The sequence below is a fragment of the Dokdonella sp. genome (assembly GCF_019634775.1).
In the GTDB taxonomy this organism is placed as follows: domain Bacteria; phylum Pseudomonadota; class Gammaproteobacteria; order Xanthomonadales; family Rhodanobacteraceae; genus Dokdonella.
On the sequence record NZ_JAHCAS010000001.1, the window covers coordinates 1,376,115 to 1,398,251 of the forward strand.

At 65.1% G+C, this 22,137-nt stretch carries 19 protein-coding genes; 8 read left to right on the forward strand and 11 right to left on the reverse strand.

Going from position 1 to position 22,137, the window contains the following annotated elements:
* Positions 1–120: 120 nt before the first annotated feature.
* The 8 genes from KF907_RS05950 to KF907_RS05985 are packed head-to-tail and all read right to left on the reverse strand — an operon-like array spanning position 121 to position 8,293.
* Entirely contained in the window at positions 121–2,082 is a 1,962-nt protein-coding gene (locus KF907_RS05950; protein WP_291219013.1) for a 2Fe-2S iron-sulfur cluster-binding protein, read from the reverse strand.
* Complete coding sequence (locus KF907_RS05955; protein ID WP_291219014.1) at positions 2,079–3,509, reverse strand: cbb3-type cytochrome c oxidase subunit I; 1,431 nt, start codon at positions 3,507–3,509, stop codon at positions 2,079–2,081. Before KF907_RS05955 ends, KF907_RS05950 begins: the two co-directional genes overlap by 4 nt.
* Entirely contained in the window at positions 3,506–4,018 is a 513-nt protein-coding gene (locus tag KF907_RS05960) for a hypothetical protein (protein WP_291219015.1), read from the reverse strand. The genes KF907_RS05955 and KF907_RS05960 overlap by 4 nt, the downstream gene beginning before the upstream one ends.
* Complete coding sequence (locus tag KF907_RS05965; RefSeq protein WP_291219017.1) at positions 4,015–4,869, reverse strand: SCO family protein; 855 nt, start codon at positions 4,867–4,869, stop codon at positions 4,015–4,017. Before KF907_RS05965 ends, KF907_RS05960 begins: the two co-directional genes overlap by 4 nt.
* On the reverse strand, positions 4,869–5,765 hold the full coding sequence (gene cyoE, locus KF907_RS05970; protein WP_291219018.1) for a heme o synthase: 897 nt from the start codon (positions 5,763–5,765) through the stop codon (positions 4,869–4,871). The genes KF907_RS05965 and cyoE overlap by 1 nt, the downstream gene beginning before the upstream one ends.
* Before the next feature lie 46 nt (positions 5,766–5,811).
* Positions 5,812–7,551, reverse strand: a complete 1,740-nt coding sequence (locus tag KF907_RS05975) for a cytochrome c oxidase subunit I (RefSeq protein WP_291219019.1) — start codon at positions 7,549–7,551, stop codon at positions 5,812–5,814.
* A complete protein-coding gene (locus KF907_RS05980; RefSeq protein WP_291219020.1) occupies positions 7,538–8,104 on the reverse strand; it encodes a cupredoxin domain-containing protein in 567 nt (188 codons plus the stop codon). The genes KF907_RS05975 and KF907_RS05980 overlap by 14 nt, the downstream gene beginning before the upstream one ends.
* A 33-nt stretch (positions 8,105–8,137) precedes the next feature.
* Positions 8,138–8,293, reverse strand: a complete 156-nt coding sequence (locus KF907_RS05985; RefSeq protein WP_291219021.1) for a hypothetical protein — start codon at positions 8,291–8,293, stop codon at positions 8,138–8,140.
* Positions 8,294–8,462: 169 nt separating this feature from the next.
* Between KF907_RS05985 and KF907_RS05990 the strand changes: the two genes are divergently transcribed.
* On the forward strand, positions 8,463–9,512 hold the full coding sequence (locus KF907_RS05990; protein ID WP_291219022.1) for a COX15/CtaA family protein: 1,050 nt from the start codon (positions 8,463–8,465) through the stop codon (positions 9,510–9,512).
* A gap of 9 nt (positions 9,513–9,521) precedes the next feature.
* On the opposite strand, the gene KF907_RS05995 is transcribed toward KF907_RS05990, so the two are convergent.
* On the reverse strand, positions 9,522–10,169 hold the full coding sequence (locus KF907_RS05995) for an SCO family protein (RefSeq protein ID WP_291219023.1): 648 nt from the start codon (positions 10,167–10,169) through the stop codon (positions 9,522–9,524).
* 135 nt (positions 10,170–10,304) lie between these two features.
* Here KF907_RS05995 and KF907_RS06000 point away from each other — a divergent pair, with 135 nt between their 5' ends.
* Positions 10,305–10,727, forward strand: a complete 423-nt coding sequence (locus KF907_RS06000) for a DUF420 domain-containing protein (protein ID WP_291219024.1) — start codon at positions 10,305–10,307, stop codon at positions 10,725–10,727.
* A 98-nt stretch (positions 10,728–10,825) separates the two neighbouring features.
* Here the strand turns inward: KF907_RS06000 and KF907_RS06005 are convergent, their stop codons facing one another.
* Positions 10,826–11,491: an Lcl C-terminal domain-containing protein gene (locus KF907_RS06005; protein WP_291219025.1), complete on the reverse strand. Its 666-nt coding sequence runs from the start codon at positions 11,489–11,491 to the stop codon at positions 10,826–10,828.
* Positions 11,488–12,399, reverse strand: a complete 912-nt coding sequence (locus KF907_RS06010) for an Lcl C-terminal domain-containing protein (RefSeq protein WP_291219026.1) — start codon at positions 12,397–12,399, stop codon at positions 11,488–11,490. The genes KF907_RS06005 and KF907_RS06010 overlap by 4 nt, the downstream gene beginning before the upstream one ends.
* Before the next feature lie 356 nt (positions 12,400–12,755).
* Here KF907_RS06010 and KF907_RS06015 point away from each other — a divergent pair, with 356 nt between their 5' ends.
* The 6 genes from KF907_RS06015 (at position 12,756) to KF907_RS06035 (ending at position 21,827) form a co-directional block, all read left to right on the forward strand.
* On the forward strand, positions 12,756–14,036 hold the full coding sequence (locus KF907_RS06015) for a leucine-rich repeat domain-containing protein (protein WP_291219028.1): 1,281 nt from the start codon (positions 12,756–12,758) through the stop codon (positions 14,034–14,036).
* 360 nt (positions 14,037–14,396) lie between these two features.
* Complete coding sequence (locus KF907_RS06020; RefSeq protein ID WP_291219029.1) at positions 14,397–17,645, forward strand: site-specific DNA-methyltransferase; 3,249 nt, start codon at positions 14,397–14,399, stop codon at positions 17,643–17,645.
* Between the two features lie 24 nt (positions 17,646–17,669).
* Complete coding sequence (locus KF907_RS15425; RefSeq protein ID WP_472843826.1) at positions 17,670–18,011, forward strand: type II toxin-antitoxin system MqsR family toxin; 342 nt, start codon at positions 17,670–17,672, stop codon at positions 18,009–18,011.
* A 2-nt stretch (positions 18,012–18,013) separates the two neighbouring features.
* Positions 18,014–18,574 (forward strand): type II toxin-antitoxin system MqsA family antitoxin, encoded by a 561-nt coding sequence (locus KF907_RS06025; RefSeq protein ID WP_291219030.1) that lies wholly within the window; start codon positions 18,014–18,016, stop codon positions 18,572–18,574.
* Positions 18,571–19,038, forward strand: a complete 468-nt coding sequence (locus tag KF907_RS06030; protein WP_291219031.1) for a hypothetical protein — start codon at positions 18,571–18,573, stop codon at positions 19,036–19,038. Before KF907_RS06025 ends, KF907_RS06030 begins: the two co-directional genes overlap by 4 nt.
* Positions 19,035–21,827, forward strand: coding sequence for a BPTD_3080 family restriction endonuclease (locus KF907_RS06035; protein ID WP_291219033.1), 2,793 nt, complete (start codon positions 19,035–19,037; stop codon positions 21,825–21,827). The genes KF907_RS06030 and KF907_RS06035 overlap by 4 nt, the downstream gene beginning before the upstream one ends.
* Positions 21,828–22,137: the final 310 nt, after the last annotated feature.

A 22,137-nucleotide genomic window follows, 5' to 3' on the forward strand; every position in this document is an offset into this window, starting at 1 on the left:
CTGCGGGTCAATTGGCACGGGACATTGCGCAGGTCGCAGGCAGCGGCTTCGACCCGCAATACGGCCTGGCCTGGCGACGGCAGCCGCCAACGATAGCACCGACGCAGTGCCGGGGATCGATCAGGGCGTCCCTTGCGTCGCCCCGCGGTCGGCGTCGGCTGCCGACGGGCTTGCCAGCGGGTTCGGCAGGAACGCATCGGAGAAGCAGGCATCGTCGCCGAGGCCGTGCGAGAGGAACTCGGGCACCGCGACCTCGACCATGCGCACCGAGCCGCAGACATAGACCTCCGAACCGCTCAGATCCGGGTGGTCTTCAAGCAGGGCGGCGTGGACCAGGCCGCGCCGTCCGTTCCAGTCGCCGTCCGCCGGCTCGTCGGACAGCACCGGCACGAAGCGGAAGTTGGCATGCTCGCGCGCCCAGCGTTCGACCAGATCGATCTGGTACAGGTCGCTGCGCCGGCGCACGCCCCAGTACAGCTGCATCGGCCGCTGGATGCCGCGCGCGAAAGCATCCTCGACGATGCTCTTGATCGGCGCGAAGCCGGTGGCGCCGGCGATCATCAGGATCGGCCGGTCACCCTCGTGCAGCACGAAGCGGCCGAACGGGCCTTCGATGCGCAGCACGTCACCAACCTGCATCTCGGTGAACACGTGCGTGGTGAAACGCCCACCCTCGACCAGACGCACGTGCACCTCGATCAAGGGATGGTCCGCGCTGCCACTCTCGTGCGGCGGGTTGGCGAACGAGAACGCGCGACGTTGGCCGTCGTCGAGGATGAAGTTGAAGTACTGGCCGGCGACGAATGGCATCCGTTCGCCGGGGGGCAGCGCCAGCATGAGGCGGATGACGTCGGCGGACAGGCGTTCCATGCTTTCGACCCGCGCGTCCATGCTGCGCACTGCCACTGCCATGTCAGGGTCGAGCGAGGCGACATCGATCGCGACGACGACATCCTCCAGCGCCGTCGCGCAGCACAGCAAGGTCTGGCCGCGCGCGCGCATCGATTCGGTCAAGGCGGCCGGCTGGTACGCGCCGTGGTCGACGCGGCCCTGCAGCACGGTGCAGACGCACACGCCACAGCCACCGTTACGGCAGTCGTAGGGCAGCGCGAGGCCGGCACGCAGGCCGGCATCGAGCAATGTCTCACCGGGATGGGCCGTGGCAGCGTGCGGGCCTGGATGCAACTCGATGCGACGCTCGCCGCGGCTGCCGCCGGCCAGACGCAGCCACGGAAGGACAAACAGCAATGCGGTCAGTCCGGCCACGAGCAGCCAGACCGTGCCGAGCGGCCAGCGATACAGCAGTGGGTACAGCGCGAGGTAGAACCAGTCGAGTTGCAGTGTGTCGACCGCGACGGCGAGATCGGCGACGCCGCCCTGGCTGGTCACCGGCAGCAGGACGGACAACGCTAGCAGCGCGACGAGCAGGGCAAGTCCGATGCTGCGTGGCGGCAGCGTGCTGGCCTTGGGCACTTTCTGGATGTGCACCCACATCAGCAGCAACATCAGCAGCGGACCACCGATGTGGACGAACACGAGCAACGAGAAGAAGCGGTCGGTGACGCTGTCGGCGTAGATAAAATTGCGCATCAACGCGCCGCCGAAGCCGGGCAGCCAGTCGATCCATTCGAATGTCGCGACCACGGTGAACTGGGCGAGACGGTCCCAAGGCAGCATGAAGCCGTTGACGCCGCAGATGTATACGAACCAGATCAGTGCGACACCGGTGACCCAGGCAAACCAGCGGTAGCCGTGGATGCGATCAAAGGCGAAGTGCCGCAGCATGTGCAGCAGCATGACGACGACGATGCCGTCGGAGGCGTAGCGATGCACGCTGCGCATGATGCCGCCGAGCCACCATTGGCGGTGGGTGATCGCCTCGACCGATTCGTAGGCGCCGGGGACGGCCGTATCGAAGAACGCGTACAGGTAGAGGCCGCTGGCCGCGACCAGCCAGAACAGATGAAAGGCGATCGCGCCGAGGTGATAGAACGGATTCAGCTTGTCGCCGAACGCGCGGTTGAACAGGCCTTCGACGAACATGAAGGCGGCACGCAGCGGTCGTTGCAGCCAGCCGATCATGCTGCCTCCGATGCCGCTGCCGAGCCGCGTGCGGCCCGCAGAACAACGACCACGAACAGCAGTCCGCCGATGATGGCGATCGCGCCGCCGAGTCCCATCAGGCCCATGCCGGCGATCTCCGATGGCGTGCGCAGAACTTGCTCGGCGCCGGCGACCTTGCGCTGCACGCCGTATCCACCGGACCAGACCAGGCCGACGATGTGCAGCAACTGGCCGAAACCGTACAGCACCGGCTGCCAGGTGGCGAGCCGCCCGGTCGGTGCGCGGTAGCCGAGCTTCGGCAGCAGCAGGTAGACCAGGCCCATCAACGCCAGCGTCACGCCGACGATGCAGCCGTGATAGTGGGCCGGGATCTTGACGTTGTTGCCGGAGATGAAAGCGCCGATCACGCCGCCCGCGGCGAACAGCAGCATCGAGCCCAGCAGTGCCGTGCGCAACGGTCCACCTGCCGGCGTGCGCGGCGCATCGCAGCGCAGCAGTGCGACGACGACGGCGAGACCGATCGGCACGATCGATACGCCACCACCCAGGCGCATTGCCCAGGTATGCAGGTGGCGATGCTCGATCGAGGTGATGTCGTGGGCCAAGTACGCATATGGCGTGACGAACACGCAGGCCAGGGCGAGCAGGAACATCAGCACGGTCAGGCGCGGACTGAGCGGCACGCGCGCGCCGAGTGCGCCGGCCAGCCACAGCCAGCCGACCAGCATCAGCAGCGTCCAGACGAACTGCAATGCGTGGCCGCCGCCCCAGAACAGGATCTCGAAGTAGGTCAGCGGATCGATCGTGGTCGGCACCAGAACCAGCGAGCCGATGAACGCCAGCAGCGCGACCGCCGTGGCGACCGCGGCTGCATTGAGACCGAAGTGCAGGGCACCGCCGCCATCGAACCCGGTGCCGAGGCGCGGCGCCGCCCACATGCTGCGCAAGGCCAGCAGCAGGGTTCCCGCGCCGAACACGGCCAGGCCCCCGAGGAACACCGGGCCGTCGAGCACCGGGATGTAGTTGGCCATGATCGGTGCGGCGCGGCCGCTGAATGGCGCGAGCACCATCAGTGCGGTGCCGGCCGCGCACAGCATCAGGGCGAGTCGGTTCGCCGCCGGTGCGCGCGACGAGCCGTTCAAGGTCCACAGCAGACCGGCGAGGGCGACGAACCAGACCAGCACGGAAAGATCGACATGCACGACCAGGGCGACGCGGAAGAAGTCGGCTACCGGCAGCCACTCGTTGAGCCGCGGCGTGCGCGACAGCACCAGCAGGATCGAGAACAGCCCGGACCCGATCAGGGCGAACATGCCGAGCCAGAGCCAGGCGCGTGCCTGCCGCCGCAGCTCCCCGGCCGGCAGGTCGAGCTCGTAGCGATGGCCGCGTGGGGGCGTGCGAACCGCGGCTGCAGCGAGCGGCAGGCTGTCGGGAGTGCTGTTCATCGAATCGTGATCTCGCGCTTGGCGGAGTCGAAATCGATGACGAGGATCTGCGCGGGACGCAGGTTCACGCTCGATTCGCGTTGATGGTCGAAGCCTTCGCTGCGCGCGCTGTCGCGCATCCGCACGGCGATGTGGTGCTGGCCGGCGGCGACCACGCGCCGCTCGTACATCGATGCGCTGCCGTCACGCGACAGTCCACCCGGCCGCGCGGTCTGGCGCAGCAGTGGCTGGCCGTCGAGGTCGATTTCGATGGCGAGCGGCGCACGTTCGCGGGGACAGCGACGGGGTGCACGCATGGTCGGCGGCAGTTTGGCGAGTTCTTCGGCGCTCGGCTCGACGCAGGCATGCAGGCGCTCGCCGAGATGCACGATGCTGAGCTTGAGCAGGGCGTCGTCCTTGCCGAGGTGGTGGTACGGCGGCCACTGCGAGAACAGCGCCAGCACGCCGACGAACAGGGCGTACAACAGGCCCTGCAGCAGCCAGGTGAACGCGCGCGGCAGGGTGCTCATGCGACCTCCGCGGTGGCAGGACGGCGCCTGCGGCTGCGCCACTCGCCGATGACGAAGATCAGGCCGGCAATGGCGAAGGTCACGCCGCCGGCGATTTCGATGTACAGCGTGTAGTCGGTTCGGTAGGTGCCGGTGATCGGGTCGTACACGGAACAGAGGATGCGCACCCGACCGAGCAAGTCGGCGAGACTGGTGGTGTCGCTGATCATCGTGCCGGTGACCAGTTGCTTGATCGGCTCGCCGAGTGAATCGGCGGCAAAGCCGTCGCCATGGACCTGCCGGTAGATGCGTCCGTCGCGATCGAGGATCGTCACCTGCAGGGTGTGGTCGAAGCCGGCCGGTGTCGCCGCAAAACGGAAACCGAAATCGGCGACCAATGCGTCCACGTCCTCCGCGCGCGGACTGAGGAACTCCCAGTTGCGGTCGTCGATGCGCTGCTGTCGCGCGAAGGCGGCCAGTGCCTGCGGCGAATCCTCGGGTTGGTTGAAGCCGATGCTGACCACGTTGAACTGGTCGTGGCCGAACCGGTCGCGCATCGCGCGCACGGCAGCGTGCAAGGCGCGCGAGCTGTTCGGGCAGATCTGGAAGCAGCTCGTATAGATGAAGTTGACCAGCAGCGGCTTGCCGCGGTAGCTCGACAGCGCGACCTCGCGTTCCTGGCGGTCGCGCAGCACGAAGTCGCCGGGGACCGTGCCGATCGTCGACCGGCTGAACGCGAATGCATCCTCCTGGTCGAGGCCGAACGTCGCGCGCGGCGCCGGCGACGCCTGTGCAGCCAGCGGGATCGCGAGGCAGGCGAGCAGCAAGGCGAGTAGCCGCGAGCCGCCGTCTGGAGGTTTGCCGCCCTTCATCACATCAGTGCATCGAGGCCCGCAGCCAGCAGCAGCAGGCTGAGTTGTACCAGCGAGGCAAGGAAGCAGGCGATGGCCGCCGATCGTTGTTCCGGCGCGCGGTTGAGCAGGATCGCCTTGTACACGAACCAGCCGCCGCCGCCGAGCGCGGCGATGGCGTAGACGATGCCCGCACCGAACAGCAGCGGCAGCAGCGAGGTCAGCACCAGCGCAAGCGTGGATGCCAGCACGATGCGGGCGGCACGCGGATTGCCCACCACCACCGGCAGCATCGGTACGCCGGCGGCCGCATAGTCCGCCTTGCCGGCGATCGCGAGCGACCAGAAGTGCGGCGGTGTCCACAGGAACAGCGACAGCGCCAGCAGCAACGGAATCGCCCCCGGCAGCGGATCGACCGCGGCAGCACCCGCGAGCACGGCGAAACTGCCAGCCAAGCCGCCGATGACGATGTTCCACGCGGTGCGTCGCTTGAGCCAGACGGTGTAGACCACGCCGTAGAAGAACGCACCGAGGAAAACGAACAGTGCGCTGACCGGATTGAGCACGATCGACGCCGTGGCCACCGCAGCAACCAGCATCACTGCCATCACGCCCAGCCAGAACGGCGAGGCGACCAGCGCGCCGGTGACGAAGGCGCGATTGCGTGTGCGCGCCATGAGTTGGTCGCTGGCGCGCTCGTAGTACTGGTTGAACGCGCCGGCGCTGGCCGATGCGGTCAGCACCGACAACGCCAGCACGAGCCATTGCAGCAGCGACAGCCGTGGGCCCGCCGTGACCATTGCACCAACCAGTGCGGTGACCATGATCAACACGCCGATGCGCAGCTTGAACAGGCCGAGCACGTCGCGCGCCCGGCTTGATGAAGCGGTCTGCACGATGCCGGTGGCAGTGGTCATGGCGGCACTCCCGTTGGTCGGCGGGGCGATCGATGCATGTCCAGGCTCAGCTCAGGCCCCACACCGTCGACAGGTATTTCCAGTTGACGAAGTAGTAGAGGACGAAGGCGACGAGGAACACCATCGCCAGCATGAAGGTACCCGGAGCGGCGAAGCCGAGCGAGCCATAGTTCTGCACGGCCGCGGCCGGCGCGGTCGGCGGGATCGGCGTCGGCGCATTGGCCTGCTTGCCGCTGTCCAGGCGCTTGCCCCACAGCAGCGAGCCGACCGTGATGTAGATGTAGAGCGCGCCGCCGACGATCGCGGCGATGCCGCCGATGCCGACCATGCCCATCATCAGGTAGGCAGCGCCCGGCCAGTCATAGGCCATGGCCGCACCACTGAACGCCATGTCCCAGTGGCGGCGGGCGACGCCGAGCGTACCGGCACCCATCATGACCAGGCAGAAGAAGTACATCGACAGCCCGAACAGATACGGCTGGATCTTGGCGAGCCCCGGATTGATCATCTCGCGCCGGAACAACGTGGGGATCAGGTAGTAGGTCAGGGCCATGAACGACAGTGTCGTGCCGACGACGACCGTGGCGTGGAAGTGGCCCGGCACGTAGATCGTGTTGTGGATGATCATGTTGAGCTGCTCGGTGCCCATCATCACGCCGGAGATGCCGCCGAGGAAGCCGAAGCCGATCAGTGCGATGAACACGCCCGAGAACACCGGATTGCCCCACGGTGCCTTGCGCAGCCATTCGAACAGGCCGCGCGTATAGCCCTTCTGCCGCTGCGCAACTTCCATTGCACCCGGGATGGTCAGGCCGTGGATCATCGAGGCGAGCACTGCGAAGTACATGAAGTAGCTCGTGTTGACGACCTTCCACTCCGTGCTCATGCCGGGGTCGGCGAGCAGGTGGTGCGCGCTCGCCAGCTGCAGGAACAGGATGTACAGCAGGAATGCGCCGCGGCTGACGCGCTCGGACATCGGTCGTGCGCCGAACACCACCGCTGCCACGAGATACCAGATCGAGATGTGCGCGGCCACGTTGATCTGCTGCGAAGAGTGGCCGAACGCCCACCAGACGGTGCGGTAGATCAGCGGATCGACGGCATCGATGATGTTCATCGACAGCAGCCAGGTCGGGATCAGGATCGCCGCACCCGAGGCGATCGTGAACACGGCGATGATTGCCGCGGTGATCGCGCCGAACGTGACCAGCGGCACCGAGCCCTGATAGGTGCGCTCGGCGCGCGCGACCACGAGCGTGCCAAAGAACACGAAGCACGCGATCAGCGCACCGACCGCGAACAGGATCAGGCCGAGGTAGAACGACGGTGCCGCCATCATCGGCACGTACGAGGTCATCATCACGCTCGAGCCGCCCTGGTAGACGGCGACGTTGTTGACGACCGCGCCGATCACCATGAGGGCGAAGGCGAGCCAGGCGATCCGCGGCGTCGCTATCCGGCAGCGCAACAGCGTCGAGGAGCAGAAGTACAGCACCGCGACCTCGAAGAAGATGATCCAGAACACGAGCATGTCGAGACCATGCGCGGTCAGCACCTGGTAGAAGGTGTGCGCCTCCAGCCAGTGCACGGCCGGCCAGCGGGTCAGCACGATGCCGATCGCGAGGATGCCGCCGATCAGCAGGAACACGACGGCGGCGACGGCATTCGCGAGCATCAGGCGCTCGGCCTGGCGCTCGAACTGCAGGCCCGAGCGCGGGCAGGTGCGGTAGTGGATGTTGCCGGCGGACTTGCCGGCCGGCGGCAGGATGGCTTCAGCGTTTGACATCGACCTGCTCCCCGTCGTTCACGTAGATGCGCCCGACCATCATGTGATGGCCGAGGCCGCAGAATTCGTTGCAGACCACCGAATAGGTACCGCTCTGGTTCGGCGTCACCGTGACCACATGCTCATAGCCGGGCACCATCTGGATGTTGATGTTGTTCGGCTGCAGCGAGAAACCGTGGTTGTAGTCCATCGCCGTCAGGTGCAGGCGATAGGTCTTGCCCTTCTCGAGTTCGAGGATCGGCCAGAACGCCCACAGTCTCGCCAGCATGTAGACATCACTGCCGGCCGGCGGAGCGACGACCGGCGTCTGCATGTCGGTCTCGGTGCGCACGGTGTACTTGTCGACCATCGCCTGCGCCTTCTCGGCGAAGGCTTCCGGCGTGGTCTTGTAGGTCTCCGTCGACAGGTTCTGTTTGCCGTAGATGTGCCAGAACACCATCATGAAGAACATGATCATGCACCAGACGAATGCGATCGCGATCCAGGTGCCTTCGACGCGATCGAGTGGATGTTTCCACCACAGCCGTTCTGACGGCGGCAGTATGGCGCTCATCGGAAATCCCCAAAGTTGGTGACGGGTCGGTGACTACTTCGCCAGCGGGATCGTCAGGATGTCGATGACACCCCACAGGATGTAGAGCACGGTCGGGAACAGCACGCCGATGAACAACAGGAGGAACGGGTTGTCCAGCAGCCGCTGCATGAAGGGGATCGGTTCGTTTTCGTCGTGCGCCTGGCTCATGCTTGCGTCCTCGCGGCGGTCTGCCGTGTATTTCCGTTTATTTCGCATCCGCCGGGCCTTGATCCAGGTCAATATCGATGCGATTGGTTGCGCGCCAGGCATTGCCGGCCGGCTTTGACACGATGCAACATCGCGGACTCGTCACTGGAGCGAACAGGTGCGGACGGACATGCTTGTGGAACGCGGTGTCGAAGCGGATGCGCGCGCGGTCGGTGTCTGGCTGCTGGCGTGCTGCGTGACCCTGTTCGCCCTCGTCATGCTCGGCGGCGCGACCCGGTTGACCGAGTCGGGCCTGTCGATCGTCGACTGGCGTCCGGTGACCGGCGTGCTGCCGCCGATCGGTGAGGCGGCCTGGCTGGCCGAGTTCGACCGCTATCGCGACAGCCCGCAGTACCAGCAGGTCAATCGCGGCATGTCGCTCGACGAGTTCCGCACGATCTTCTGGTTCGAGTACGGCCATCGGCTGCTCGCGCGCGCGCTCGGCCTGCTGTTCGCACTGCCGTTGGCCTGGTTCTGGTGGCGCCGACGCATCCCCGCAGGCACGCATGGGCCGCTGCTCGGCATCCTGCTGCTCGGCGCGGCACAGGGATACATGGGTTGGTACATGGTCAAGAGTGGCCTGGTCGACATGCCGCGGGTCAGTGCGTACCGGCTCGCCGCACACCTCGGTCTGGCATTGCTGATCTTCGCCGCGATGCTGCGGCTCGCCCTGCGCCTGCTGCGGCCGCGGCGGACCGCCGCGGACCATGATTCGGCCCTGCGCCGCTTCAGTCGTCTGCTGCTCGCCATGGTGGCGCTGACCATCCTGTATGGCGCCTTCGTTGCCGGCCAGCGCGCCGGCTATGCCTACAACACGTTTCCACTGATGGCCGGACGCTGGATACCGGAAGGTCTGCTGGTGCAGGAGCCGCTCTGGCGCAACCTGTTCGAGAACCCGACCTTCCTGCAGTTCGTGCATCGCTGCCTGGCCATTGCCACGCTGGCGATCGTGCTGGCCGGCTGGGGATCCTGGCGCTTCCGCGTCGCCGACAGCCGCCAGCGCCGCGCGCTCGACCTGTTGCTCGGCGCCGCCCTGCTGCAGGTTTCGCTCGGTATCGCCACGTTGCTGCTGTACGTGCCGGTCAGCCTCGGCACCCTGCACCAAGGCGGTGCCGTGCTGCTGCTCAGCGCCGTGCTGCTGCTCGCCCACGAGTGCGGGCGGCGGCCGACCCTCGGCTGACGCCGCCGCTCAACCGGTCAGGTGTGCGCGCAGGCGACGGTACTGGTCGAGCAGCCGCTGCGGTTCGGCCGGCATCGGCAGCGAGGCAACCACGTTCCCGTCCGGGTCGATGACGATGATCGAAGTGGTGTGATCCATGCTGCGCACGCTGCGGCTGTCGCGGCTTTCGGCGTACATGGCCGCAGCCGAACGGGCGAAACCGGCCAGTTGTGCATCGTCGCCGACCAGGCCGATGAAGGCCGGATCGAAATGGGCGAGGTAAGGTCCGAGCCGCTCGATGCTGTCATTGTGCGGATCGACGGTGACGAACAGGAAGCGCTCGTGCACCTTGCCGTCGGCCGTCGCCAGCAGGCCGCGCAGCTGCTTGAGCGTCTGCAAGGTGGTCGGGCAGACATCGGGGCATTGCAGGAAGCCGAACGCGACGAAGTTCCACTGCCCGAGCAGTTGTTCGCGGCCGAAGGGCTCGTCGTGCTGGGTGCGCATCGAGAACGGCGCAACCGGTCTTGCCACCGGCCAGAGCACACCCTGCACGTCCGCCGGCGCCGACTGCCAGCGATCGGTATCTACACGATCGCGGTCGCCGATGACACGCACCGCCAAGGCCGTCGAGCCGGCGACGGCCATCAGCAGCAGCCACTTCAAGCGGGTCGAGGCCATATCGGTCTCCTGCATTCCAGGGTGCAGCTTGCGATGCACCGTGCGCGCACTCCTTGATCCAGGTCATCAACGGCGTGGCCGGGCGCGGCGATCATCACGCGCGGTCGGCAATGGGCCGGCGTCACTGGGGCAGCGATGGATCCCGCCAATGTGCTTCCGCACGTCAATGCCACGCTCAACGCGATCAGCGGGGTGCTGCTGGTGGTCGCGCGCGTGCTGATCGCACAGCGCAGGATCGCCGCGCATCGCCGCGCCATGCTGGCGGCGCTCGTCGTCTCGGCATTGTTCCTGATCGGCTACATCGTCTACCACGTCACTTCGCCGATCTTCGTGTTCCGTGGCACCGGCCTCGTGCGCCCGGTCTACTACGCCCTTCTGATCAGCCACGTCGTGCTCGCCGCCGCCGCCCTGCCGATGATCCTCGTCACCGCCGTGCTCGGCCTGCGTCGGCGCGACGACCGCCATCGCCGCTGGGCGCGCTGGACCTGGCCGCTGTGGATGTACGTATCGCTGTCAGGTGTCGCGGTCTATCTGCTGCTGTACCAGATCTACCGCTGAGCGGCCGACGCCGATACGGCGTGCGGCGTGGCCATGCGCGGCTGGACCGGCTGTGCCGGCGAGCCTCGACGAGTGCACCTCGGTGGCCGCCCGCGCCGTTACTCGAAGCCGTGCGCGAAGATGCGTCCGGTGGCGACGTAGCTGCTGCTGCCGTTGCCGCCGCGCACCAGGCGCATGAAGCGCGGGATGTTATCGTCCTTGAGAATCAAGCCTGCGGAACCGAACTGTGTGTCGAATCTCCAGACCATCATCGGACTCTTGTCGTCGGTGGTCGAGGAGTAATGCGAGGCAGCCAGCGGCGCATTGGGAAACACGATGTTGTTGAGTGCCGGGGTATGGCGGCAGTTTTCACGGATCGATAGCCATTCCTTGATGTTGGGCACGCGCCAATCGACATGACCGGCGAAACCGGCGGCACCATCGCCATCCAGATCGGACACGCCCGCATTGATGTCACGCACGGCGCGCATACCCGCGCCCCATGAGGTGAATGTCGCGGAACTTCCGGCGCAGGTGGTGCCGGTCCAGGTCTGGCCCAGATCGCAACGCATCCACATCAGCCCCGTGGGCAGGTGCTGCGCGGTGCCGTCGGCGTCGATCTGGAAATCCTCGTCCGGAGTACTCGGCGTGACGTTCGAAGAACAAGACACGGCCTCCACGCTGCCCGGCAGCGCGAAGGCGACGATGGCGAGGAGCAGGGCTGCGGTGCGATGGATCATGACAGTGGCTTCCGTGGCGGACGGGATCGGATCGTGCGTGGTCATGGCGTTGTCCGGACCAGGCGCACCGAGGCGGAATAGGTCTTGTAGTTGTCAACGGCGAGGTAGCCGTGATCGAAATAGACCGAATGGGCGTAGCTGCTGGAATGGGCACTGGGCGATCCGGTCCAGGTCACGTTCGGAACCGAGATCTGCGGATTGCCGAAGTCACCGGGCGTGTTCGGGAAATGGCTCACGTCGATGGCTGGCCAGTGCCGGCCGAAGTGCACCAGTCCGTGCAATTCCTGCGCGCTGGGCATGCGCCAGTCGTTGGCGCCGCACAGGCCGACAGCGTTGACCGCCGCCACGAAGCCGGCGGTATCGCAATACGCGCCGCTGGGGTTGTCGTCCGGGTGGTATTTGTCCAGACAGGTGCCTCTGTTCGCCCCGCCGGCGTCGCCGCCGTTGTTGCCGTTGGCGGTGCCGTCCGGTCGCGCCAGGCTGCTGTACCAGCCATACGTCCACTCGCGGTCGTGCAGGTCCGGCGTGGGGCGATACGTCTTCACCTCCCAGGTCAGCCCGGTGACGTTGTCGCGCACGCAGCTCCAGCGCGTACCGGCGGCCTCGCTGCCGTTGTCGAACCCGTTGCCGTCGCGCGCCCAGGGCTGGTTCTGGATCGCCAGCGGCTGGCCGTCGGCACCGAGCTTGGTGAAGTCGAAACCGGCATCACCGCCGCCGGTTTTCACCAGCACACCATCCGCGTTCGCCGCATCGCGCCCGAAGCGCGCGTCCTGGCCGGGGAAATTGGGCGGTTCACCGCCCGGTGCATGCGCGGTTGCATCGTAGAAGCGGGTCTGGCCGGTGTCGTTGATCGCGTCGCTGGCCAGGCTCGCGTGCGGCGTCGTCGCCAGCGTGAGCGCGGTCAGGATCGTGCAGGCGAGCACGCTGGGCGGGTTTGGGCAGATGCGTGGCATGGCTCGGGTTCCGCTGCGGGGTACGCCGGACAAGAACGCAAGGTGGCGAGCGATCGGGCCAGGTCCGTTGCTGGCGGCTGCCGCGCGTCATTGGACCGCCACGCCCAGGCATCACTCGGGGCGTCGTCGAACCGCAAGGGACGTTCTGATCAATCCCACAACGGCGTCAGCATCCTGTGCGGGCGCAGATCCCTGCGCATGCGCCCGTGCTTCGCCCTGCCGGCGGCAGGTGCAGCTTCCGGCGGTACAAAGCGTGACGCAGGTCTGCTCGTGGCCGACGCGCAGCTGCGAGCATCGCGGCACTGGCGACACGGCACGGAACGGCCGGCATCCTCTGCCTGGGTGAGACAAAGGTCATGGGCATCCCACGTTTCTCCATTTCGCGCGGTGCCGGTTCACGGCTGCTTCGATCGACGCTCGCCGTGCTGATCGCGCTGCCGGGCGTGCCGGCGTTCGCACAGCTGCTGCCGGCCGAGCGTCAGGTGTTGATCGATCTCTACAACAGCACGAACGGCCCGGGATGGATCGACCGCACCGGCTGGGCGGCACCTGGTCCGGATTGCGGCGCGTTCGGCGTGGGCTGCAACGCAGCGGGCACCAACGTCACCTCGATCCAGCTGTACCAGAACGGACTGAGCGGAAGCTTGCCGGCCCTGGGAGCGCTGTCGCAGTTGCGTATCCTCGCGCTTTCCGGAAATCAGCTGAGTGGACCGATTCCCGACCTTTCCGGGCTGAGCCAACTGGCCAGCGTCGAGCTCGACATCAATCAGTTCACGGGATCACTGCCGGCGCTGGCCGGCCTGGACAACCTGCTCTTCTTCGGTGCTGCGCACAACCAGCTGACCGGGTCGATTCCGCCCTTGACCGGACTGGTCAACCTGCAGAGCTTCGCGGTCGGCTACAACGAGCTCAGTGGAACGCTGCCGTCGCTGAGTGGACTCAACGCGCTGCTGTACTTCGATGCCAGCAGCAACCAGCTGACCGGCACCCTGCCGACGCTGGCCGGATTGAGCAACCTGGAAAACTTCTCCGTCGGCGACAACCAGCTGAGCGGGACGATTCCGCCACTGACCGGGCTTGCCGCGATCCGGCGCCTGGATTTCAGTCGCAACCTGCTGACCGGCCCGCTGCCGTCGTTTCAGGGCCTGAGCCAGCTCGAAGCCTTCAGCGCGGCGCATAACGCGTTGACCGGACCGATCCCGTCGCTCGCCGGCTCGCCGCTGCTGCGCTCGTTGAATCTTGGCACCAACCTACTGTCGGGGACCTTGCCCGAGTTCAGCAGCTTTCCGAACCTCAACGTCGTCGGCTTGAGCAACAATCAGTTCAGCGGCGGCATTCCGGCGCTCACCGGGCTCGCTGAGCTGAACACGTTCCAGGTGGCGAACAATCGCCTGACCGGTCCGCTGCCCGCGTTGACCGGCCTGTCCTCGCTGGTCGTGTTCACGGTGGGCATCAATCAGTTGAGCGGCCCGCTGCCCGAGCCGCCATCGCCGAGCGCACTCGCGCCCGGTGGATCCAACCTGTGCCCTAACGCGTTCCCGTCCACGACCTTTGTTTCGCATCCGGCCTGGGACGTGGCGACGGCCAGCAACCCTTGGTTCCGGTCCTGCGTGATCTTCTTCGACGGCTTCGAGTAGCTGCCGGCACTTCGTCGCCTCGCACGCGAGCCGAGGCGCCAACCACACGCCGTCGCGGCCACGAGCCACGTGCCGCCTGCACGCAGGGCTAAGGTCGTCCGGTGCGGCGGCCGAAGCTTTGCTGACCACCCCGACCGCCGGCGCATGGGCGCGGCGGCCCGACCGGCCCGGGGACAAACACCAAACAGAAACAGCAGGTTGTTGGTGGCCACAGCGGGACTATCGTGGGCGTGCGGCATTTGGATGCCATGTCACGACTGCAGGGTCACACGAAAAGCCCTTGTTCCACCGACCCATGAAGCGATTCAACCCGGCAGGTAAGATCAAGGCTTCGTGGGAGAGGATCAGGGGACCTCAGCAATGGCCAAGGCGGCGGCGGCGGACATCCGCGCAGCGATACTCGACCTGTTGCCCGACGATGGCAGCGCCACCGGCAACGCGCGGCTGCGCGAGCAGATTGCCGCAAGGCTCGGCGCCGAGGTGGACGAAGGCGAGTATTTTCTTGCGCGTGACGCGCTGGTAGCGGACGGGCAGGTTCTCACCGGCCGCGGCCGCGGCGGATCCGTGCGTCGCGTACTCGACACCGCTCCGGCGTTGACGCTGGAAGCGCAGGCCATCCCCGAATCGGCCAAGGCCCCCAAACCGCAGCAGGCCGGCCTGCCGCTGCCGTCGCGCAAGCCCGGCGAGCCGACCAAGGCGCCGCGCAAGGGCGAAGAAGGCGCGAAGGTCATCGCCTACCAGCACGACCAGAAGCGCCGCAACAACCCGGACGTGGGCGTGGTGACGCCGGAAACCGACCCCGAGCAGCCCAAGACCACCCTGACCTACGACCCACACATCGACCCGGCGCTGCAGTTCGACAGCGCGCGCGCCACGGTCGAAACATTGATCGACGACGCGCTGGTCAGTGGCGATGCCGATACCCAGCGCGCCGCGCTGGAAACCTTGAAGCGCATGGCCGCGCCCTACCTCAACTGGGCCGGCAAGGCCGAGCGCACCCGTTTCGAGGTGGATACCGTCAGCCTGCACGTGCACGAACGCATCGACCCGGCCAGCCTGCTGGCCGTGGTGCGCAAGCGCATGCAGAAGGACAAGGGCGAACACGGCGGCACCGCGGACATGTTCCGCGCCTGGTTCGAGGAGCCGCTGCCCTACCGCGAGGCCATCGAGTTCTACAAGCACGACCGCGGCTGGGCCAACCGGCTGGTGGCCGGCGACTCGCTGCTGGTGATGAACTCACTGCTGCAGAAGGAGGGCATGGCAGGTCAGGTGCAGATGATCTACATCGACCCGCCCTACGGCATCAAATACGGCTCGAACTTCCAGCCCTTCGTCAACAAGCGCGACGTGAAGGACAGGAAGGACGAAGACCTGACGCAAGAGCCGGAGATGATCAAGGCGTTCCGGGACACCTGGGAGCTGGGCATCCATTCCTACCTGACCTATCTGCGCGACCGGCTGCTGCTGGCGAAGGAACTGCTGCATGAGTCGGGCAGCGTCTGTGTGCAGATCGGCGACGAGAATGTGCATCTGGCGCGAAATCTACTCGACGAGATATTCCTTCCACAGAATTGTTTTTCTCAGATTGCCGTCAAGAAGACGTCTGCACAGACAGCCGTTGGGTTGTCCGGTACGCTTGACTATGTCTTGGTGTACGCAAGGGAAATTTCGAGGATCAAATATCGGCAACTCTTCCGGGAGAAGGAAGTTGGAGGATTCGGTGCCGATAAATATCAGTACATTCTGAGAGATAACGGCAGCACAGCGCGGGCAACTTCGACCGACAACGCCAACGACCGAATCTTCTCAATAGACACATTGGTTTCTCAGCGACCCCCGGGAGATTTCCCGGTGCGTTTTCAAGGACAGGAGTTCAAGCCAAAAACCGGGTACTGGAAAACAGGCGAAGCTGGCTTCCCCAGACTTGTAAAGGCAGGCCGCATACTGCGAGGTGGTTCGGTGCTCATGTACCGCCGGTTCCTCCGGGATTTTCCGGCTGTCGCATACGCCAATTACTGGGAAGACACTAGTAGTGGCGCTAGCTCTACCGATCCGAAGGTATACGTTGTCCAGACTGCCGCGAAGATCGTTGAACGCTGCCTGCTAATGACCACCGACCCCGGCGACCTCGTGCTCGACCCCACCTGCGGTTCCGGTACCACCGCCTTTGTCGCCGAGAAGTGGGGCCGGCGTTGGATCACCTGCGACACCTCGCGCGTGGCGGTGACGCTGGCCAAGCAGCGGCTGATGACCGCGAGCTACGACTACTACGAACTCAAGTACCCGCATGAAGGCCTGCGCGGCGGCTTCATCTACAAGACCGTGCCGCATGTGACGCTGAAGTCGATCGCCAACAACCCGGATATCGACACCATCTTTGAAGCGATGCACCCGGCCATCGACGCGGCGCTGGGCAAGCTCAATGCCGCGCTGACATCCGCCGGCGCGCCGTTCAAGGTGGGCGAAGGCGGGCGCAAGGGGCAGGTGCTCGATTTCGCCAAGGGCGGCGCCCTGCTCGAATGGGAGGTGCCGTTCGACTTCCCCGCCGACTGGCAGGCGGGCGCACGCGCGGCCTTCGATGCCTTCCACGCCGCGCGTCAGGCCATGCAGCAGAAGATGGATGCCTCCATCGCCGCCCACGCCGAGCAGGAAACCCTGTACGACCAGCCCACGGTATCGAAGGACAAGCTGCGCATCACCGGCCCGTTCACGGTGGAGGCGGTGCCCTTCCCAAGCGTGCTGGCGCTGGAGACCCTCACCCCCAACCCCTCTCCCGCAGGCGGGAGAGGGGAGTTGAAGTGGGAAGCCGACGCCAGCGTGGCGCGCTCCGGCGAATCGCTGCGCCAGCACGGCTGGCGCGACGAACTGCTGAAAACCGGCATCCGCGGCAAGGGCGGGCAGATGCTCAAGTTCGCCGAGCTGCAAACCCTGCCCGACACCCGCTATCTGCACTGCTCCGGTCACCTGGACAGCGGCGAGCGCGTGGTGGTCAGCTTCGGCCCCGAGCACGCCGCGCTGGAGCAGCGCCAGGTGGAGCTGGCCATGCGCGAGGCCGGCGAGCTGTTCCCGCGGCCGAAGATGATCGTGTTCTGCGCCTTCACCTTCGACCCGGAAGCGGCCAAGGACATCGACGCCACCAAGGGCATCGTGGCGCTGAAGGCGCAGATGAACACCGATCTTTTGACCGAAGACCTCAAGAAGGCACGCTCCAGCAACCAGAGCTTCTGGCTGATGGGCCAGCCCGATGTGGAGCTGCGCCAGCGCAAGGACGGCAAGTGGGAGGTCGAGGTCAACGGCTTCGACTACTTCGACACCAGCACCGGCGAGCTGAAATCCGGCGGCAAGAACAAGATCGCCGCTTGGAGCCTGGATACCGACTACGACGAACGCAGCCTGTTCCCGCGCCAGGTGTTCTTCCCCATGGCCGGCGCCAAGGACGGCTGGCACAAGCTCAAGAAAGACATCAAGGCCGAACTCAACGAGGCCCTGCTGGACAAGCTGCACGGCACCGTCTCATTACCTTTTGAGATTGGCGAGAACCGCAAGGTGGCAGTGAAGATCGTGGACGACCGGGGCATCGAGTCGCTCAAAGTGCTCCCGGTGGATTGACTGGGTTAAGGTAGACTAACCATAATGGTTACCCAGCCCCCTGAGAGGAAGACCGATGCTGACTATTCACTCTCCCGAGTGTATGAGTTGGCCAGTCGCGAGTCGGTGCACTACGCAGGTACTCGTGTCCAAATCGACGTGGCCAATCTCGGCTACGGCCTGGAAGAAGTTTGCAAATGTCTGAGCTCACTCCGCCCGATCGATTTCTCGCACTCCGAGAGGTACACGCCTCGCGGTGCCTGGCATGACGTGTACAAGCTGTCCTGGGGATTGCCGGGACGTGCACCAGACAACCTTTACGTGAAGTTTCGGATGGACGATGACGTATTGGTCATCGAACTCTGCTCCTTCCATCAACACAGATAGCTATGACCCAGACCCTGACTTGCACCGAGTGTGGCAGCGGCACCTTGCACCCCGCGACCTGGGAAGGCGACTTCCGCCATGGCGACGTGATGCTTCACGTGGCCGACTTGGAGTGTTACCGCTGCGATGCGTGTGGAGCCGATCCGGTCTTCACCGATCAGATCCGGCGCAACCAGTTGAAAATCGCGGACACCAAGCGCGCCCATGATGGATTGCTGACGGGCGCACAGATCCGTGGCGTGCGCGAACGTCTTGGGTTGACCCAGTCGCAGGCATCGGAAGTCTTTGGCGGCGGAGCAAACGCATTCTCCAAGTACGAGCGTGGCGACGTGATGCAGAGTGTCGCGATGGATCGGCTGCTTAAGGTTGCCGATTTCGTTCCCGGAGTGATGGACTTCCTGCGAATCGAGGCCGGGATCGCTAACGGGGGCTGGGTCGCTGGCGCCGGGTACGTGCAGGGCGGGTCAATTGGGATTTCTCAGGTACAACTGCAATCCGCCCAGCTGAGTGGCCAGGGCGTATGCGTTCGTTTTGATGACTACCGGGAGCGTCGCTGCGCATGACTCCTGAAATCAAGGACCAGATTCGACAGGCCTCGGAGAATCTTAAGATTCAGGACATCGTCCTGTTCGAATGCCGCCTTGAACGGCCTGAGCGTGACCCGGCCAAGCTTGCTGCCACGGTCACGCAAGAGCACAAGCGCCAGGTGCGTTACTTCTCCGGAAGACCCGAGTCGGGAGGCGAGGAAGCCGCGATCCTGCAGGTGTTGGTGTCCCTTGGGACGCGATTGGTGCCCCCATCCAGTGAGGGCGAGGAGGAAACCGAACCCTTTTTCCTGATCGAGGCGGACTTCTTGGTCGTTTATGAGATGAAGGCAGACATCGACCAGGAATGCATCAAGGCGTTTGCCGACAACAATGCAGTGCACAACGTGTGGCCGTTCTGGCGGCAACATGTCTTCGACATGGTGTCCCGCGCCAGGCTGCCTCACCTTGAGATCCCCCTCTATTCGGGATTCAAGATGTGACGGCGCGCAAATCGCTGATCATCAATTCGCCGTATGAACCACCTGCCCGCCACTGGCAGCAGGGTGTCGGCACCACGCTCACGCTGGTCGAAGGCCGCCGTCCCGCGGCCTATGAAGTCTTCGACACCCGCAACAACACCAAGCGGGTGGAAGAGCTCAAGCTCGTCAACCGCATCCGCGAACGCGTGCAAGCCTGGCGCGAGGCGGACTATCCGGGCGTCACCCAGGTCACCCGCGGACTGCTGGAGCACTGGCAGGACCGTGGCGCGCGCACGCTGCCCTTCTATTACTGCCAGATCGAAGCCATCGAGACGCTGATTTGGTGGGTAGAGGCGACTGCAGAGTTCAAGCAGGGCATCTTCCTTGAAGGCGATGGCGGCCCGTGGGAGCGCATCTGCAACAAGATGGCCACCGGCAGCGGCAAGACCACGGTGATGGCGATGATCATCACCTGGCAGGTGCTCAACGCGCTCGCCTATCCCAAGCGCAACAAGGATTTTTCCAAGGCGGTCTTCATCGTTGCGCCGGGCTTGACCGTGCGCGAGCGCCTGCAGGTGCTGCTGCCGGGCCATCCGGCCAATGTGTATGACGAGTTTGGCCTGTGCCCATCCGAGGCACTGCGGCAAAAGCTCAATCAGGCGCAGGTGCTGATCGAGAACTGGCACACCCTGATGCCGCTGAAGCAGGCGGATCGCTCGGTGGTGAAAAAGGGCGCGGAAAGCGACGAGGCATTCACCCGACGGGTGCTCGGCAAGCTGGCGTCCTGCAAGGACATCATCGTCATCAATGACGAGGCCCATCACGCCTACCGCAAACCGGCCGACATCAAGATCAGCAAGAAGCAAGCCGAAGAGCGCGGCATCGATCTGGATGAGGCGACGCGCTGGATCGAGGGACTGGACCGGCTGCACAAGACCCGCCGCATCATTCGCTGCTTCGACTTGTCGGCCACGCCGTTCGCGCCCACCGGCAAGACCAATACCGACGAGGGGCTGTTCGGCTGGATCGTGTCCGATTTCGGATTGAACGATGCCATCGAGGGTGGCCTGGTCAAGACGCCGCGCGTGGTGGTACGCGACAGCGCCCTGCCCAACCGCGAGCTGCGCTCGAAGCTCTACCACCTCTACCGCGAAAAGGAGGTTTCAGACGACCTCAACCGCAAGGGCGCAAAGCCCGAGGACGCGCTGCCGCAGCTGGTCCAGGATGCGTACACCTTGCTGGGCGCGGACTGGCGTGAAGCCGCCAGTCAGTGGGCGCAGGCCGGCCACACTTCGCCGCCGGTGATGCTCACCGTCTGCAATCGCACCGAGACGGCGGCCCGCATCGAACGCTATTTCACCAGCGGTGATGCCTTCTGGCCCGAGCTGCACGCGCCGGAACGGACACTGCGCGTGGACTCTCGCGTGCTGGAAAAGGCGGAGATTGGCGAAACCGCCGCCGCCGACAAGGATTACGAGGAGCGGCTCCGTGCCATCGTCGAGTCGGCGGGGTTGCCGCCCGACCGTGAAGCTGACCTGCTGGCGCGAAAGAAAGAGGAAATCCTTCGCGAGATCGTGGACAACGTCGGCAAGCGCGGTACCGCCGGGCAGAGCCTGCAGAACGTGATTTCCGTGGCCATGCTGTCCGAAGGCTGGGACGCCAAGAACGTCACCCACATCATGGGATTGCGCGCCTTCACCAGTCAGCTGCTGTGCGAGCAGGTGATCGGCCGCGGCCTGCGCCGGGTCAGCTACGAAACCGACGAAAACGGCCTGTTCATTCCCGAGTACGTCAACGTGTTCGGCGTGCCGCTGTCGATCTTCCAGGACGCGGATGACGGCGGTGAGCCGCCGCCGCCGCCAAAACCCAGCGTCCAGGTTGAAGCCTTGCCGGAGCGCAACAGCCTGGAAATCCGCTGGCCCAACGTGCTGCGCGTGGATCCGGTGGTCAAGCCGGTGCTGGCGGTGCGCTGGGACGAGGTGACGCCGCTGGAACTCAAGCCGGAAGAAACTCCGATCTCGGCCGACATCGCGCCAGCCCTGGGCGGTGCCACGGATTGGAGCAGGATCCACGTCATCGACCTGGAGCTGCTGCCGGAGCATTTTCGCCTGCAGCGACTGATCTTCCTTGCGGCGCGCAAGGCCCACGACCGGATGCAGCACGGTTTCAGCGGCGGCCGCGAGTATCTGGTCCACCAGTTGATTCGCCTGGTCGAGCAGTTCATCGACTCCGAGCGGCTGGTGATACCGAGCCTGTTCCACCAGGAGCCGACGCGCAAGCGGATCCTGCTGACGCTCAACGTCGATCGCATCGTCGAGCACCTCCTGCGCCATGTGTACGAGCACAACACCGAGAAGGTGGAGCTGATCTTCGATGAGGACATGCCGATCGGATCAACCCGCTACATGCGCACCTGGTACACGACCAAGCCCAACGTACTAACGCAGAAGTCGCAGATCAGTCGTGTGGTGGGCGACAGCACCTGGGAGGGCTATGCCGCCAACGTGTTCGAGACCTCCGCGCTGGTAACGAGTTATGTCAAGAACGACCATCTCGGGTTCCAGATTCACTATCTGTGGAACGGCTCGAGGCGACGCTACCTGCCCGATTTCATCATCCGGCTGGCCAGCGGCACGACGCTGGTGCTGGAGATCAAGGGCGTGGACGATGAGCAGAACCGCGCCAAGCGGGCGGCGCTTGCGGCCTGGGTGGATGGGGTGAACCAGAAGGGCGGGTTCGGCGTGTGGGCGCAGGCGGTGGCCTACAGCCCCAGCGAGATTCCCGACCTGCTGGCGGAGGCTGCGAAGTAAAGCCTTCATGAGGCGGTGAGACCGCTCCGACCCGGGTGGATATTGAGGGCACAAAAAAACCCGCGACAAGGGCGGGCTTTTGATACGTAAGATACTGAAACCAAAGCGAATTCTGGTGGCTACGGGATTATGAGAGCGTGGCATCTGAGTGTCCTAGGACGACTACAAAGGCACATGAAATAACCTTATTTCACCGATATCAGGGGCTTGCGCTGCATCCATTTCGGTCGACAGAAGTCAATCAATAGGACATAAAGACTACAAACCTTGGCACATGCCTTGATAGCATCTTGACCCAAGCACTCTTGCA